Origin of the sequence: Gordonia hankookensis (assembly GCF_014673215.1) — a bacterium.
Classification (GTDB): Bacteria; Actinomycetota; Actinomycetes; order Mycobacteriales; family Mycobacteriaceae; genus Gordonia; species Gordonia hankookensis.
Window position 1 is genome coordinate 512,019 of sequence record NZ_JACWMS010000001.1, and the last position, 12,141, is coordinate 524,159.

Genomic DNA, 12,141 nt, shown 5'->3' on the forward strand with positions numbered 1-12,141 from the left:
GTTGCGGCAACCACCGCCACGACCGCCAGGGTGATGGTTCGCAACGCTCCGACGTGTCGGCGCGCACCGCTCGCGATGTCTCGGGCATCCTTCGCGCGTCGTCTCCCCACACGCTCGATCTAACCAGGTGCATCTCGACGGCACGACCGGTGGACGCAGCGTCACATGAGTAACAATTGAATCAATAATCACAGGAGTCACACAGACCGGCGTTAGGCTCCCTGGACAGTGCCCGCCACCGGGGCGTGCATAGAATGACGCGCGACGCCATTCCGGCGTCCGAGTCACTGACAGCGGAGTGTGCGACCCCCACCGGCGCACACCGACGACCGATTGGACCGGAAACAGTGCGTTTGCCTGTACTCCAGAGCCTGCGTTCCCACCGCATGAACCGACCATCGAGCAGTACTGTCCGCCGGGTCGCGGTCGCCGCGATGAGCGTCGCCGCCGCGACCTCGCTGGCGATGCCCGCGGTCGCGCAGGCCGCACCGAAGGCGCCGGCCCCCAAGGTCGACCAGCGCACGCTCGATTCGATGAGCGCGTTCGCGCCGGCGATCATCGGCGCGGTCACCACCAAGGGCCCGGACGGCAAGATCAACCCGCAATTGATCAGCCAGGCCAAGGCCCTCGCCGCGACACCGGGCCTGCCGCCCCGCGCCAAGGACATCTGGCAGGACGTGATCGACTTCCTCGGCGAGCCGGGACGGGCCGCACTGATCCGTCAGCACAAGGCCGCCGAGCACAAGCCGGGTGATCCGGAGATCCCGCAGGGCCCGGGCGCGCCGAAGATCCAGGAATTCCTCTATCCGACCATCGGTATCGGTTGCATGCCGAACGCCAGCCTGACGTCGGGCAATTCGCTCGGCCGCGCCCTGATGACCGCCGGGCCTCAGCAGGCCCCGGCACCGGGACCGAAGAAAGGTCAGGCCGGCTACGTCTACACCAGCCTCGGCACCGGACCCGCGATCAACAGCTCCGCGCGCAAGCTCTGGGTGACCTGGCTCAACATCGACACCGGCCGCTCGGGGCAGGTGCAGCTCAAGCGCAACCCGAAGATCAATGCGACCGACGGCCCTGGCACGTTCACCGGCATCGCGCCGACCGGCAAGGGCCGGATCGTGTCGACGATCTACGGCGACGTGACGACCAAGACCAAGGGGAAGGTCATCTCCTGCGGGATCGTCCCCACGATCGGCATCGGCATCGTCTGATCCGTTCCGACTCGACGACACCCCCGGTCCTCACGACCGGGGGTGTCGTCGTATGCGCCAGGTTTCCCGCTGTGACGCGCGCCACAGGAGCGTGACCTGCGCGGATCGCCCTGGCGGCGCCACGGTTGCCCATCGGTCGCGGCGATGTCACAAGACGGCCTCACGACTTGAACATTCGACACTCTTCGTGCTCTCTTTTAACTTGAGCAACATCTGTCACACCCGCAACAGGCGATCGCCGTGCGGGTGGATCGGTCGATGAAGGAGAAAACATCATGGTCGCCATCTCGAAGCGCGCCGCAGGCACTCGTCGCTTGTCGTTCCGTCTGCGCGCAGGCGTCCTCGGTGTCGCCGCAGCGGCCGCCACCGCACTGTGCGCGCCGGGGCTTGTCGCACCCGGGGCCGCCACCGCCGAGCCTCTCGTCGGCGACAACACGATGACCCTGCCTGCAATCCCCTTCGACAGCGAGCTCGCCGCAGCCGTCCGGATGCTCCGTGACGCCGGCGTGGACCGGATGGCACTCGAGGCCGCCCAGGCCATCATGACCAGCGTCGGCCAGATGTCGTCAGAACAGGTTGCCGCACGTGCCGCGGGCGTCCCCGTCGCGGACCGGGGCGTGGCCACGCCCGTCGCAGCCGATCCCCTGGCGCTCCTGCGCAGCCTCGGCATCCAGCCGCTGAGCCCGTCGGTCGCGCCCTTCTGCACCGATCCGACCGCCGACAACCCGCTCGGCCTCGTCACGGCAGGTGCCGGAGCGGTCGCGGGCCCGTGGCCGTTGGCGCAGGAACCCCTCGCGCCCCTGCAGCAACTCCTCGGCATCACGATGCCCAAGCTCAACCTCGTCGACAACGGTCAGACCGCCTACGCGTTCGTGCCCGCCGCGGCCTCCAACGGAACCGGCGGCGCGATGCAGGTCGCATGGTTCAACACCTCCACCCTGCAGGGCGGATTCGCCGACCTGAAGCCGATCTCGAACGCGCCGATCATGAAGGCATTGCCGCTGCTGTCCGGTGTCCGTCTCGCACCCGTCAAGACCGGCAAGGGGACGATTCTGTCAGCGGTGTACGGCACCGCCCAGAACGGCAACCGCACCTGTTACTTCCTGCCCGCAGTCGGCGTGATCGACGCCTGAGCCGTCACCCGACCCGAGCCGACGACGAGACCCTGACCACAATGCCCAATCGCATATCCGCACCGACCGGCCCGCACCACCGCGGGCCCGGACAACCGATCCCCCGCCGATCGGCGCTGCCGAGAATGATCACGTCGCTGATGGTCGCCGCGGTGATCGGCGGTGTCGCGCAAGCCGCCCCGGCCCATGCCGCACCGGCCGGGTCGGCGCCCGGCACGGTCTTCACCAATCGCGACCTGCCCGCCAAGAGCCTGGCCCGTGGGGCGGGTTCCGGCGACTCGTTCACCTACTGGACGACCGGCACCGACCGTGCCCCACGGCTGTCCACCAGCATCGTGCAGGTCCCGGGCGGCCGGGCACCCAGGGACGGATGGCCCATCGTCGTCTGGGCGCATGGCAGTCGCGGTATCGCCGACCAGTGCGCCCCGTCCAACCAGCCCACCAAGGCCGACCGGGACGAGATGGGACGCTGGCTCGACCGCGGTTACGCGGTCGTGGTGCCCGACTACGCAGGCCTCGGCACCCGGGGCACTCCCGAGTACTTCGACACCGACACCACCGCGAGCAACATCGTCGACGCGGTGCGCGCCAGCCGAGACGTCGCCTCGGGGCTGGCCCGGCGTTGGGCCGTGGTCGGCGAAGGGCAGGGCGCCGGTGCCGCGATCGAACTCGCGCGGCAGGCGACGCGTATCCAGGGACCGACCCTGGACTACCGCGGTTCGGCGGCCTCCTCGATCCCGGTCGAGTTCGACACCCTGATCGGCAGTCTCGGACCGTCGACCACCTCGATGCCGACCGGTGTCGCGGCCGACATCCTGTTCACCCTCAGTGCGATCCGCAATGCCCAGCCGTCGGTGCGACTCGATCCGTACCTGACCGATGCCGGGGTCGGTTGGCTCGATCGTGCCGCCCGGGTCTGCGCCGACGACCTCACGCGCGAGTTCGCCGGTCAGACGCTTGGTTCGTTGTTCCGCACCCCGCTGTCGGAGAATCGCGAACTGATCGAGGCCGTCTCGCGCACCCACATGATCCCCATCAAGGGCTTCACCCGCCCGGTGATGATGACGCAGAGCCTGTTCGATCAGAATGTCGTCGTGCCCCTCTCCCTCCGATATCTGAACGACGCCCGGGCGGCGGATCGCCGGGTCACCGCCCGCACGTATCTCGCGGTCAATCAGCAACAGTCCGATGCCTTGTCCGACAACGACATCCGATGGTTCGTGTCCCGGTTGGCGAATCGGTGAGCCGGGCGCGGGTCCGGTCACGGCGACTCGCGACGAGGATGGGCCCGACGGTCCCGTATCTGGCCGCGGCCGCAGCCGCGACCATTGCCGGCGCCGCGCACCGGCGGCGGGCCGCGGAGATCACCAAACCTCTGCCGCTCCTCGTCCTGGCCGTCCACTCGGCGCGCGGAGCGCGACGGCGCGGTGGCGTCGACAACGCACTTCTCGCAGGCGCGCTGGCATTCTCGGCCGCAGGCGACCGGGCCATGTTGCTCGAGGAGTTCACCGACGAACCATCGGCCAAAGACCGCCGACTCCAGATCGGTGCGTCGCTGTTCGCCTGCGCCCAGTTGTGCCTGACCGGCATCATGTGGCGCCGAGGCGCTCGGCCACGGCGGGCCGGACTGGTCCTTCGGACCGCCATCCTGGCCGAATCCGCAACGGTGATGGCGCTGCGACGACCACGGCTTCTCCCGGTGCTGGGCGGCTACGGCAACACCCTCGCGCTGATGTCGTCGACGGCCGGGGCTGCCGAGCGCCCACAGCCCAGGCTCCGCACGGGCGGCTGGCTGTTCCTCGCGTCCGATCTCACGATCATCAACCGCCGGCATCTGATCGGCGACAAACGTCTCGCCGCAGTGGCCGAAGCCTGGGTGCTCGCAAGCTATTTCGCAGCGCAGTGGCTGCTCGTGACGAGCCTGTCCGAATCCGACGGGTGATCGTCGGCCCGGGCGGTCATGGGGCCTGGTGCGGGCCCTTCGCCGACCGAACCGCCTCGAACTCCGACAATCGCGTGGCGGCCACGCCGTCCATGTCCTCGAGTTCGAGCCCCTTGGTCTCCTGCACCTTGGCCCTGACGTAGAAGAACGACGCGGCGGCGCAGAACGCGAAGAAACCGTAAACCCATCCGAGTCCCAGCACCTTGCTGACCTGCGGGAACAGCATCGAGATCGTGAAGTTCGCCAGCCAGTTCGCGGCCGTGCAGACGCCGAGGGCCACACCGCGGATGCGATTGGGGAACATCTCCCCGAGCATCACCCACATCACCGGCCCCCAGGTCGCCGCGAAGAAGACGACGAAGAGGTTGGCACCGATCAGGGCGACCACGCCCCACTCGTCGGACAGCGTGACCTCGGCGACGCCGTCTTTCACCGTGGTCATCGCCTGGGTGAACGCGACACATGCCATCAGCAGTCCGATGAACATGCCGACGGATCCGATGAGCAACAATCTGCGTCGGCCGAGCCGGTCCACGAACAGGATCGCGACAAAGGTCATGCCCACGTTGATCGCCGACGTGATGACCGACGTGGTGAACGCCTGATCGGTGTCGAAGCCAACGGACTTCCACAGTGTCGTCGAGTAATAGAAGATCGCGTTGATACCCACGAACTGTTGGAAGATCGCGATCCAGATACCCACCCACACCAGCGGATGCAGACCGAACGATGGCCCGCGGATGTCGGCAAGCGACGTGCTGGCCTCGCGTTTCACCGTGATCTTGATCTCCCGGACCCGCTCGAGCGGATTCGCCTCGCCGGTCACCTCCTGCAGGATGCGCGCCGCCTCCTCGTCACGGTTGCGACCCACGAGGTACCGCGGCGACTCCGGGATCATCAACGCGAGCAGACCGTAGATCACGGCGGGCACCACTCCGACGAGGAACATCCAGCGCCATGCCTCGAGACCCCACCACAGCTCGTTGAGAGGATCGCCCGCGGCGTCCTGCAGCAGGGTGTCGGAGAGGAGTGCGGCGAAGATGCCCAGCGTGATCGCCAACTGCTGCATGGATGCCAGCGCGCCGCGATAGCGGGCCGGTGCGATCTCGGAGATGTACGCCGGCGCGATCACCGACGCGATACCGATGCCGATGCCGCCGAGCACGCGCCACAGCAGGAGATCCCAGACGGTCTGGGTGTACGCGGTCCCGATCGCCGAGATGACGAACAGCGCCGAGCCGAGCAGCATGACGCGCTTGCGCCCCCAGACGTCGGCCAGCCGCCCCGCGAACCACGCACCCAGAGCACACCCGAGGAGCGCGATGGCGACCGCGAATCCGGTGAAGAGGGCCCCGAGACCGAAGGTGTCCTGAATCGAGTCGACGGCGCCGTTGACCACCGAACTGTCGAAACCGAACAGGAATCCGCCGACCGCCGCGGCCACCGTGACTCCGATGACCTTCGCCGTGTGCTGCTCGGCGATCTCCTGATGATGCTCTTGCGACATATGCCGTGTCCTCATCGTCGAGTCCCACCGAATGACCGGCGGAGTTATGCGATTGCCAGGCTACTAGCCGAAACGCCTTGTTCCGCGGGATTTCCGCGCAGTGCGTGGGGTCAAGATTCGGTATCGGAACCCGGAACCACGCCGGGGTCAGGCCGACGCGCGGCCTGCGCAGGTCGAGTTTCGCGCATTGACCATCGGGACGAACGCCATCAGCCCGACCTTCTGATGGATCCGGAACACCACCGGTCCTCGTCCGGGGTGCAGGTCCACCTGCCAGGTCACCACCCGGGCCCGACTCGGCACCGTCACCGACCCGGTTCGGCCACTCGCGAGATTGCGCCAGTCGACCCGGGTCTCGACGGTGTAGTCGAGGAGCGGTGACGGCTGCGCACGGTTCGATGCGATCAGCGATATGGCCGGTCCCGCAAGCCCGTCGGCGGGGAACGGTATGCCGTTGTACACGTCGACGCGGACCGGGATCGGCGGGCCAGGCAACGGATTGGGGCTGTCACAACGCAGTGTGGTGACGAGATTCGGCTCGGTGTACTCGGGGATCGCCTGCGCGACTCCGCTCCCCGCGGTCAGCGCGCATGCCGCCATCAGCGCGACGGCCACGACGCCGCCGACTCGCCGCCCGATCGACAGATGTCCCCTCCCACCGAACCCCATGGAGCCGAGTCTAGGGGTTACTAGGATGGGCCCATGGCGAATCTCCAGATTGCCCAGGACCCGGCCGCCGACGCGTTGCTCTCGACCGACGCTTTCGCGTTGCTGACCGGGATGTTGCTCGACCAGCAGTTCCCGATGGAGCGGGCATTCGCAGGTCCGGCCAAGATCCGAGACCGTTTCGGCACGATGGACCCGGGCGCCATCGCCGCCGCCGAACCCGATTCGTTCGCCGATCTGTGTGCGACACCGCCTGCCATCCACCGATACGGGCGGTCGATGGCCGGCCGAGTCCAAGGGTTGGCCCGGGTGGTCGTCGACGAGTACGGCGGTGACACCGAACGGATCTGGACGGAGGCGTCGTCGGGCGCCGATCTGTTCGCACGCGTGCGAGCACTTCCCGGTTTCGGGGACCAGAAGGCCAAGATCTTCACCGCCCTGTTGGCCAAACAACTCGGCGTGAAGCCCGCGGGATGGACAAAAGTGGTGGGCGACTACGGCAAGGCCGGGTATCGGTCGGTCGCCGATGTCACCGATCCGGAATCCCTGCAGAAGGTCCGTGACTTCAAGAAGGCTGCGAAAGCAGCCAAGGCCGCACAGCAGGCGTGAGGTCACACCGGGGGCGACGCCCGCCGTCCCGCTGACGCGGGCGACCCGGCGAAGCTGTGCCGCAGGCCGCCGGTGTCCTAGGGTCAGCACATGGACTCGAACAGCGTCGACACCCGCAGTGTCGTCGAACTGCCGTTTCGCCTCGGTTTCGCGGTCACCGGTGTGGTGCTGACCGCCGCCGAATCGGCCGTCGCCATCGCACGGATCACCGCGAGCAGCGTTCAGCACGAGGTGAATGTCGCGCTCGGCCTCTCCGGTGACGAACTCGGCAGCGCCCGCACCCCCATCGCGCTCCTGAACCAGCTCGCCGAGCTGCTCGGACCGGACCGGCCGTTCGGGCGGATTCTGGCTGCGGGTGGCCCCCTGGAACGTCTCCTCAACCCGGACGGCGTGATCGATCGGCTGACCGCTCCCGACGGACTCCTCGAGAAACTGACGACCAGCGGCGGACTGCTGGACCAGATGGCCGAGGACGGCGGCATCCTGGTGCGGCTCACCGCGAAGGACGGCCCGCTGGACCGGCTCACCCGGCCGGGTGGCGTTGTCGATCAGTTCACCGAGAGCGAGGGCATCCTCGAACGCCTCACCTCCGAGGGAGGCATCGTCGACAAGCTCACCTCGCCGGACGGCGTCCTGGAGAAGGTGACCGTGTCGGGAGGTGTCCTGGACCGCATGGCCGAGGACGGCGGACTGCTCGATCAGCTCGTCGGCGAGAACGGTGCGGTGGAACGCGCCATCGCCCCCGACGGGCCGCTGGACCGGATCACCGAACTGACCGAGGTGATCGGACAGCTCGCCCCCAATCTGCTCGCCATGCAGGACACGGTGCACGAGCTCGCCGAGACCGTCGATCTGCTCAATCAGACCGTGGCGCCGCTCGGCGGGCTCGCCGACCGGCTCCCGAAGCGGCTCACCCGTGGTTCCAAGAGCGGTTCCGGACATTCGTCGGGCACGCCGTCGATCACCGACGGTTCCGAACGCAACGGCTATCCGCGGTCGGGCTCGGGCGAATCGGGCGGCCCGGCCGAATCCTGACGGCCGTCGATCGTGGCGACCAGCGCCAACGCGTCGGTGAGCAGTTCGACGTAGCGTTCCACGTCTGGCATCACCTCCGGACTCGTGGTCACCGAGATCGCGATCGCATTCCCGATGCCGTGAACGCCGTGGGTCAGGCCCTGCGCCGGCGACAGGGCGGGGAACCCGGTGGTGAACCGGACCGGCCCACTGCCGAGCGTGAGGTCGGCGGCGCCGCGGTACACCGACGACACCACCGTCACGCCGGTCACCTTCTCCGGCGGTGCAGCTGGGTCGAATTGCCTTGTCCCCCAGTGCGCCAGGAAGGCCGGCGTGGCGTCGGAGGCCCGCCTCTCGGCCACCCGGGCGGGTTCATCGTCGGCATCGGCAGCACGAGCGATCTCCCCCGCGATGAGTCGTGCGCGCCCGGACGGGTCGGCCACCTCGACATGGAGGTCGATACCCGCATTGCGAAAGTTGTTACGCGCCTTCGCCTGAGCGTTACGTCCCATGGTCAGTTCGGCCCCGATCGGCTCGGCACCGGTCCCCAGGTACCTCTCGAGCGCGATCGAGATGGCCGTGAGCGCACCGACCGTCACGGTGTGGCCTGCAGGCAACGTGGTCCGGTCGACCACCACCACCCGCAGCGTCCGCTGGGCACCGGGAGGTCTGTTGAGCCGCGTCAGTGCATATCCGGGTCTCGACGACGGCGGCCGGGCGCCGACCGCGCGGAAGGCCTCGAGACCCCACCACAGCATCCGGCCGACCCGGACCGGTGTCGCGAGCGCTCCCCCGGCGGCCGCCGACGGCCCGGCGAGGACGGGCGGGAGCGCGTCGGTCGGAGCCCTCGTGGCGGTGTGCAGGTCGTGCTCGCCGAAGAGATCACGGGCGATCTGAGACGTACGGCGCCCGTCACCGAGCGAGTGGGTCACCTGCAACACCGCGACCACCCCGGGGCCTCGCGGGGCATCCTCGACGGGGCCGAGAAGATGTAACCGCCAACAGGTTCGGGAGGCGACGAGCTGGTCGGCCGTCAGCTCCCCGACCCTCTCGAGGCACCGCGACCAGGCGTCGATGCCGGGATGGACGACGACCTGATCTGCCGTCGTCGGCCGATGCACCCAGAGCGGATGGTCCAGCGACAACGGGACGTCGCACACCCGGAGACCCAGATCCGCCACCCGGCTCGCACGACGGCGCAATCCGTCCGCAAGATCGTCCATCGGAACCTGCTGATCGGCAAAGCAATACAGCAGGAACTGATCGTTGGGAATCGTGGCCGACAGCCAGTACATCCGGGAGTCGGCGGGCTCCATCCGCCTCACCCGCTCACGGTAACAAGTCGTCCCGATCCGCCGGTCAGGTCGCCCGCGGCTCCAGATGGACAAGGGCCTGAACGTGGATGTCGGCGCCGTCGAGCGCCTCTCGGATGTCCTCGACCGCCTCGCCGACCGACCCGGCGATCTCGGCATAGCTGTGCGTCGGCGCCGCGGTCACCGTCAGGCGGATGATCTTGCGACCGCGATCGTCCGTCGCCTTCGCGACCGCACGGTCCACCCTGGGGTCGGATGCCAGCTCGTCGGCAACGGCGGCTGCGATCAGTTTGGGCGCCACGGTCAGGCTGCCGGTCTCATCGGAGCCCTGCAGGACGAGGTCATCGACCTTTCCGGGCCGGATCGTCGCCGCGATGAGTCGCAGGCCCCAGATCACCGCGAGCAGCGCCGACCCGATCAGGACCACCGGCCACCAGCCCGTGTCCGCGAACCGCGCCACCCATCCCTGGTCGATCCGGTCGATCCGGTCCCGCACGGGGGTGACATCCGTGCGCCACAGGATGGCGCCGAGTCCCACCACGAGGAACAGCACGCCGAACAGTCCCACGGTCAGCCGGTGCCACGCGGCGGGTCCGCGGTTCATCCTCGATCACCGTCCCGCCGACCGACCGGCCGCACCTTCGCGCGCAACGGAGCGTGGATGTCTGCGAGCACGTCGCCGACGACCCGGTCGATGTCCCCGAGGTCTGCAGCGTCGGTCACGGTGACCCGGAGCTTGACGGTTCGACGACCGACCACCGTGGTCGCGTGGTCGACGCCGGGTAGGCCCGATGCAGCGGTGCTGCACCGGCGGGCGAGGTCACCACGACGAGTCCACATGACCTCATAACCCTTGAGGCTCAGGTGCGTCCGGCGTCGCGGTTTCGCGGCGAGCCAGATCATCGCGAGGCCGACCACGATCAGCGCGACGGCCACCGGCCACATCCAGTCCGACCACCGGAGGTCGCCCACACCGTCCGCCGCGTCACGGGTCCATTCGGAACCCGACAACCAGCCGACCTGGACCAGCAGATCGCGGACGGCCACCACCGCGAGACCCAGCAGCAGCAGACCGATCACGCAGCCGACGATCGTCGCGGCCGGATTGGCCGCCGGCGCAAAGACCTTGGCGTCGTGGGTGTCTGCGGTCTTGGCCGTGGTCGATCGGTCGGAGCCGGTTGTCGTGGAGGCCGTCATGACCGGACCTCCTCGTCGGCGGGAGCCGGTTGCGGTGCCGGCAGCTCGACGAAACCGGGACCCGTGCGGTCGGCGGAGACGACCGGACCCGACAACACCGCCGCCACCGTCACGTCCACCCGCCCGGGCCGGACACCGGTCAGTCGGGCCAGTTCGTCGGCCGTGACACCGCGCACCTGCCGGCAGACGTCGGTCAACCGGCACGGCCATCGGACTGCGATGGTCAGGCGAACCGACGGAGCGGTCACGGACATGTCGACCGACGCCTGTGGGTAGTCGCCGCCTGCAACCGCTCGCCCAGGGGTGGCGCCCGACAGCATCGACCCGAGCGAGGTCTGATGGCGGACCACCCCGTCGACGTCGAGAGCGGCACGGACGGCGATCTTTTCACCGACCCGGTCGGCGATGCTGAGCGTGCCGGGGTCGGTGGTGAGCGTCTCAGCCACGATTTCGACTCCGCAGCAGTGCGCCCAGATCCACCACCCCGTCGCGCTGCAGCCCGATCGCCAGGCCGACCGCCCCGAGGACCAGTGCGAGCACGAAGCCGCCGAATCCGCCCGTCGTGGCCGCGATGGCGAGGAGCAGACCGGCGATCAAACCTATTGTCGCGTTGTTGGCCATGTGCTTTCCGTCCTCAATCGTCTGTGGTGGAGCCGGCGGTGGGATCCGCACCGAGACGGTCGGTATGGACACTGATGTCCTCGACGGTCACGGTGACCGGTAGGCCGGTGAGCTCCTCGATGCGGCGGCGGACCCGATCGGCGACGCCGCGGAGGTCATGGTCCATGTCGACGACGACATGGACGTGCGCGGAGTCGTCGTCGACGACCACCCCGCTCACGCGACCGCCGGGCAGGTAGGTGGCGATCTCGCCGAACGCCCCGCCGTACAGACCGGTGACGCCGGGAACCGCCGTCACCGCGTCGGCGACCTCCCTGGCCCCGGTCGAAGCGGTGGTCACGTCATCGGACATCACTGCACGCGCGGTTCCTCGTCGACGGATTCGTCGTCGTCGCCGAAGTGGATGTCGTGGACGGTGACGTTGACCTCGGTCACCTCGAGACCGGTCATCTGCTCGATGGCCGCGATGACGTTGCGGCGGATGGCGGCGGCCAACTGATGGATGGCGACCCCGTAATCGGCGACGATCGACACGTCGACCGCGGCCTGGAGCTCACCGACCTCGACGTTGATGCCCTGAGTGGTGCTGGTGGCGGTTCCGGGCAACACGTCACGCACCTTCCCCACGACGCGCTCGGTCGCGCCGCCGACGTCGTACACGCCGTCGATCTCACGGGTCGCGATCCCGGCGATCTTGGCCACCACGATGTCGGAGATGGCAGTCTTGCCCCGTTCGCCGACCAGCGAGGAGTCGTTCTTGGCCAGTGCCAGGCTCTTGCCGGACGATCCCGGGGAACCCGTCGAGACGGGCTCGGCCGTGGCGGCCTGCGGACGATTGGTCGTATCCGACATACGATCCCCTTCACTTTTCTGAACAGATCCTTGCGACCCGTGTATAGAGTCAGTCGCAGTGGACACCGAAAGCGCA

15 protein-coding genes are annotated in these 12,141 nt (G+C 68.4%); 6 read left to right on the forward strand and 9 right to left on the reverse strand.

Annotation, left to right across the window (positions count from 1 at the left end; genetic code table 11):
• Window positions 1-386: 386 nt before the first annotated feature.
• The 4 genes from IDF66_RS02395 (at window position 387) to IDF66_RS02410 (ending at window position 4,286) form a co-directional block, all read left to right on the forward strand.
• Window positions 387-1,211: an Rv1157c family protein gene (locus tag IDF66_RS02395; RefSeq protein ID WP_190265594.1), complete on the forward strand. Its 825-nt coding sequence runs from the start codon at window positions 387-389 to the stop codon at window positions 1,209-1,211.
• 275 nt (window positions 1,212-1,486) lie between these two features.
• The gene (locus IDF66_RS02400) at window positions 1,487-2,344 is read left to right on the forward strand and encodes a hypothetical protein (protein WP_190265595.1); all 858 of its coding nucleotides are present in this window, start codon (window positions 1,487-1,489) and stop codon (window positions 2,342-2,344) included.
• A 41-nt stretch (window positions 2,345-2,385) separates the two neighbouring features.
• Window positions 2,386-3,588 carry a lipase family protein gene (locus tag IDF66_RS02405; RefSeq protein WP_190265596.1) on the forward strand — a complete coding sequence of 401 codons (1,203 nt, stop codon included), beginning with the start codon at window positions 2,386-2,388 and terminating at the stop codon, window positions 3,586-3,588.
• A gap of 38 nt (window positions 3,589-3,626) precedes the next feature.
• Complete coding sequence (locus tag IDF66_RS02410) at window positions 3,627-4,286, forward strand: lysoplasmalogenase family protein (RefSeq protein WP_190266269.1); 660 nt, start codon at window positions 3,627-3,629, stop codon at window positions 4,284-4,286.
• 16 nt (window positions 4,287-4,302) lie between these two features.
• Here IDF66_RS02410 and IDF66_RS02415 read toward each other — a convergent pair whose 3' ends face one another.
• Together IDF66_RS02415 and IDF66_RS02420 are read right to left on the reverse strand one after the other, a co-directional pair.
• The gene (locus IDF66_RS02415; protein ID WP_164308979.1) at window positions 4,303-5,793 is read right to left on the reverse strand and encodes a sugar porter family MFS transporter; all 1,491 of its coding nucleotides are present in this window, start codon (window positions 5,791-5,793) and stop codon (window positions 4,303-4,305) included.
• 147 nt (window positions 5,794-5,940) lie between these two features.
• Window positions 5,941-6,462: a hypothetical protein gene (locus tag IDF66_RS02420; protein WP_388000680.1), complete on the reverse strand. Its 522-nt coding sequence runs from the start codon at window positions 6,460-6,462 to the stop codon at window positions 5,941-5,943.
• A gap of 33 nt (window positions 6,463-6,495) precedes the next feature.
• Between IDF66_RS02420 and IDF66_RS02425 the strand changes: the two genes are divergently transcribed.
• Window positions 6,496-7,068 carry an HhH-GPD-type base excision DNA repair protein gene (locus tag IDF66_RS02425; protein WP_164308978.1) on the forward strand — a complete coding sequence of 191 codons (573 nt, stop codon included), beginning with the start codon at window positions 6,496-6,498 and terminating at the stop codon, window positions 7,066-7,068.
• 90 nt (window positions 7,069-7,158) lie between these two features.
• Complete coding sequence (locus tag IDF66_RS02430) at window positions 7,159-8,103, forward strand: hypothetical protein (RefSeq protein ID WP_190265597.1); 945 nt, start codon at window positions 7,159-7,161, stop codon at window positions 8,101-8,103.
• Here IDF66_RS02430 and IDF66_RS02435 read toward each other — a convergent pair.
• From IDF66_RS02435 to IDF66_RS02465, 7 genes are read right to left on the reverse strand one after another with little or no spacing between them, the layout of a single operon-like run.
• On the reverse strand, window positions 8,055-9,398 hold the full coding sequence (locus IDF66_RS02435) for a WS/DGAT domain-containing protein (RefSeq protein WP_223309235.1): 1,344 nt from the start codon (window positions 9,396-9,398) through the stop codon (window positions 8,055-8,057). The two genes, IDF66_RS02430 and IDF66_RS02435, sit on opposite strands and share 49 nt — an antisense overlap.
• 43 nt (window positions 9,399-9,441) lie before the next feature.
• Window positions 9,442-9,999 carry an Asp23/Gls24 family envelope stress response protein gene (locus IDF66_RS02440; protein WP_190265599.1) on the reverse strand — a complete coding sequence of 186 codons (558 nt, stop codon included), beginning with the start codon at window positions 9,997-9,999 and terminating at the stop codon, window positions 9,442-9,444.
• The gene (locus IDF66_RS02445) at window positions 9,996-10,592 is read right to left on the reverse strand and encodes a DUF6286 domain-containing protein (RefSeq protein ID WP_190265600.1); all 597 of its coding nucleotides are present in this window, start codon (window positions 10,590-10,592) and stop codon (window positions 9,996-9,998) included. The genes IDF66_RS02440 and IDF66_RS02445 overlap by 4 nt, the downstream gene beginning before the upstream one ends.
• On the reverse strand, window positions 10,589-11,038 hold the full coding sequence (locus tag IDF66_RS02450; RefSeq protein ID WP_317628557.1) for an Asp23/Gls24 family envelope stress response protein: 450 nt from the start codon (window positions 11,036-11,038) through the stop codon (window positions 10,589-10,591). Before IDF66_RS02450 ends, IDF66_RS02445 begins: the two co-directional genes overlap by 4 nt.
• The gene (locus tag IDF66_RS02455) at window positions 11,031-11,213 is read right to left on the reverse strand and encodes a DUF2273 domain-containing protein (RefSeq protein ID WP_164308973.1); all 183 of its coding nucleotides are present in this window, start codon (window positions 11,211-11,213) and stop codon (window positions 11,031-11,033) included. The genes IDF66_RS02450 and IDF66_RS02455 overlap by 8 nt, the downstream gene beginning before the upstream one ends.
• A 13-nt stretch (window positions 11,214-11,226) precedes the next feature.
• A complete protein-coding gene (locus IDF66_RS02460) occupies window positions 11,227-11,565 on the reverse strand; it encodes an Asp23/Gls24 family envelope stress response protein (protein ID WP_190265601.1) in 339 nt (112 codons plus the stop codon).
• Entirely contained in the window at window positions 11,565-12,065 is a 501-nt protein-coding gene (locus IDF66_RS02465; RefSeq protein WP_190265602.1) for an Asp23/Gls24 family envelope stress response protein, read from the reverse strand. Before IDF66_RS02465 ends, IDF66_RS02460 begins: the two co-directional genes overlap by 1 nt.
• Window positions 12,066-12,141 lie beyond the last annotated feature (76 nt).

Excerpts from the sequence above, each read along its gene's own strand:
- IDF66_RS02395 (WP_190265594.1), top strand. The coding sequence starts at position 387 with ATGAACCGACCATCGAGCAGTACTGTCCGCCGGGTCGCGGTCGCCGCG.
- IDF66_RS02400 (WP_190265595.1), top strand. The coding sequence starts at position 1,487 with ATGGTCGCCATCTCGAAGCGCGCCGCAGGCACTCGTCGCTTGTCGTTC.
- IDF66_RS02405 (WP_190265596.1), top strand. The coding sequence starts at position 2,386 with ATGCCCAATCGCATATCCGCACCGACCGGCCCGCACCACCGCGGGCCC.
- IDF66_RS02410 (WP_190266269.1), top strand. The coding sequence starts at position 3,627 with ATGGGCCCGACGGTCCCGTATCTGGCCGCGGCCGCAGCCGCGACCATT.
- IDF66_RS02415 (WP_164308979.1), bottom strand. The coding sequence starts at position 5,793 with ATGTCGCAAGAGCATCATCAGGAGATCGCCGAGCAGCACACGGCGAAG.
- IDF66_RS02420 (WP_388000680.1), bottom strand. The coding sequence starts at position 6,462 with ATGGGGTTCGGTGGGAGGGGACATCTGTCGATCGGGCGGCGAGTCGGC.
- IDF66_RS02425 (WP_164308978.1), top strand. The coding sequence starts at position 6,496 with ATGGCGAATCTCCAGATTGCCCAGGACCCGGCCGCCGACGCGTTGCTC.
- IDF66_RS02430 (WP_190265597.1), top strand. The coding sequence starts at position 7,159 with ATGGACTCGAACAGCGTCGACACCCGCAGTGTCGTCGAACTGCCGTTT.
- IDF66_RS02435 (WP_223309235.1), bottom strand. The coding sequence starts at position 9,398 with ATGGAGCCCGCCGACTCCCGGATGTACTGGCTGTCGGCCACGATTCCC.
- IDF66_RS02440 (WP_190265599.1), bottom strand. The coding sequence starts at position 9,999 with ATGAACCGCGGACCCGCCGCGTGGCACCGGCTGACCGTGGGACTGTTC.
- IDF66_RS02445 (WP_190265600.1), bottom strand. The coding sequence starts at position 10,592 with ATGACGGCCTCCACGACAACCGGCTCCGACCGATCGACCACGGCCAAG.
- IDF66_RS02455 (WP_164308973.1), bottom strand. The coding sequence starts at position 11,213 with ATGGCCAACAACGCGACAATAGGTTTGATCGCCGGTCTGCTCCTCGCC.
- IDF66_RS02460 (WP_190265601.1), bottom strand. The coding sequence starts at position 11,565 with ATGTCCGATGACGTGACCACCGCTTCGACCGGGGCCAGGGAGGTCGCC.
- IDF66_RS02465 (WP_190265602.1), bottom strand. The coding sequence starts at position 12,065 with ATGTCGGATACGACCAATCGTCCGCAGGCCGCCACGGCCGAGCCCGTC.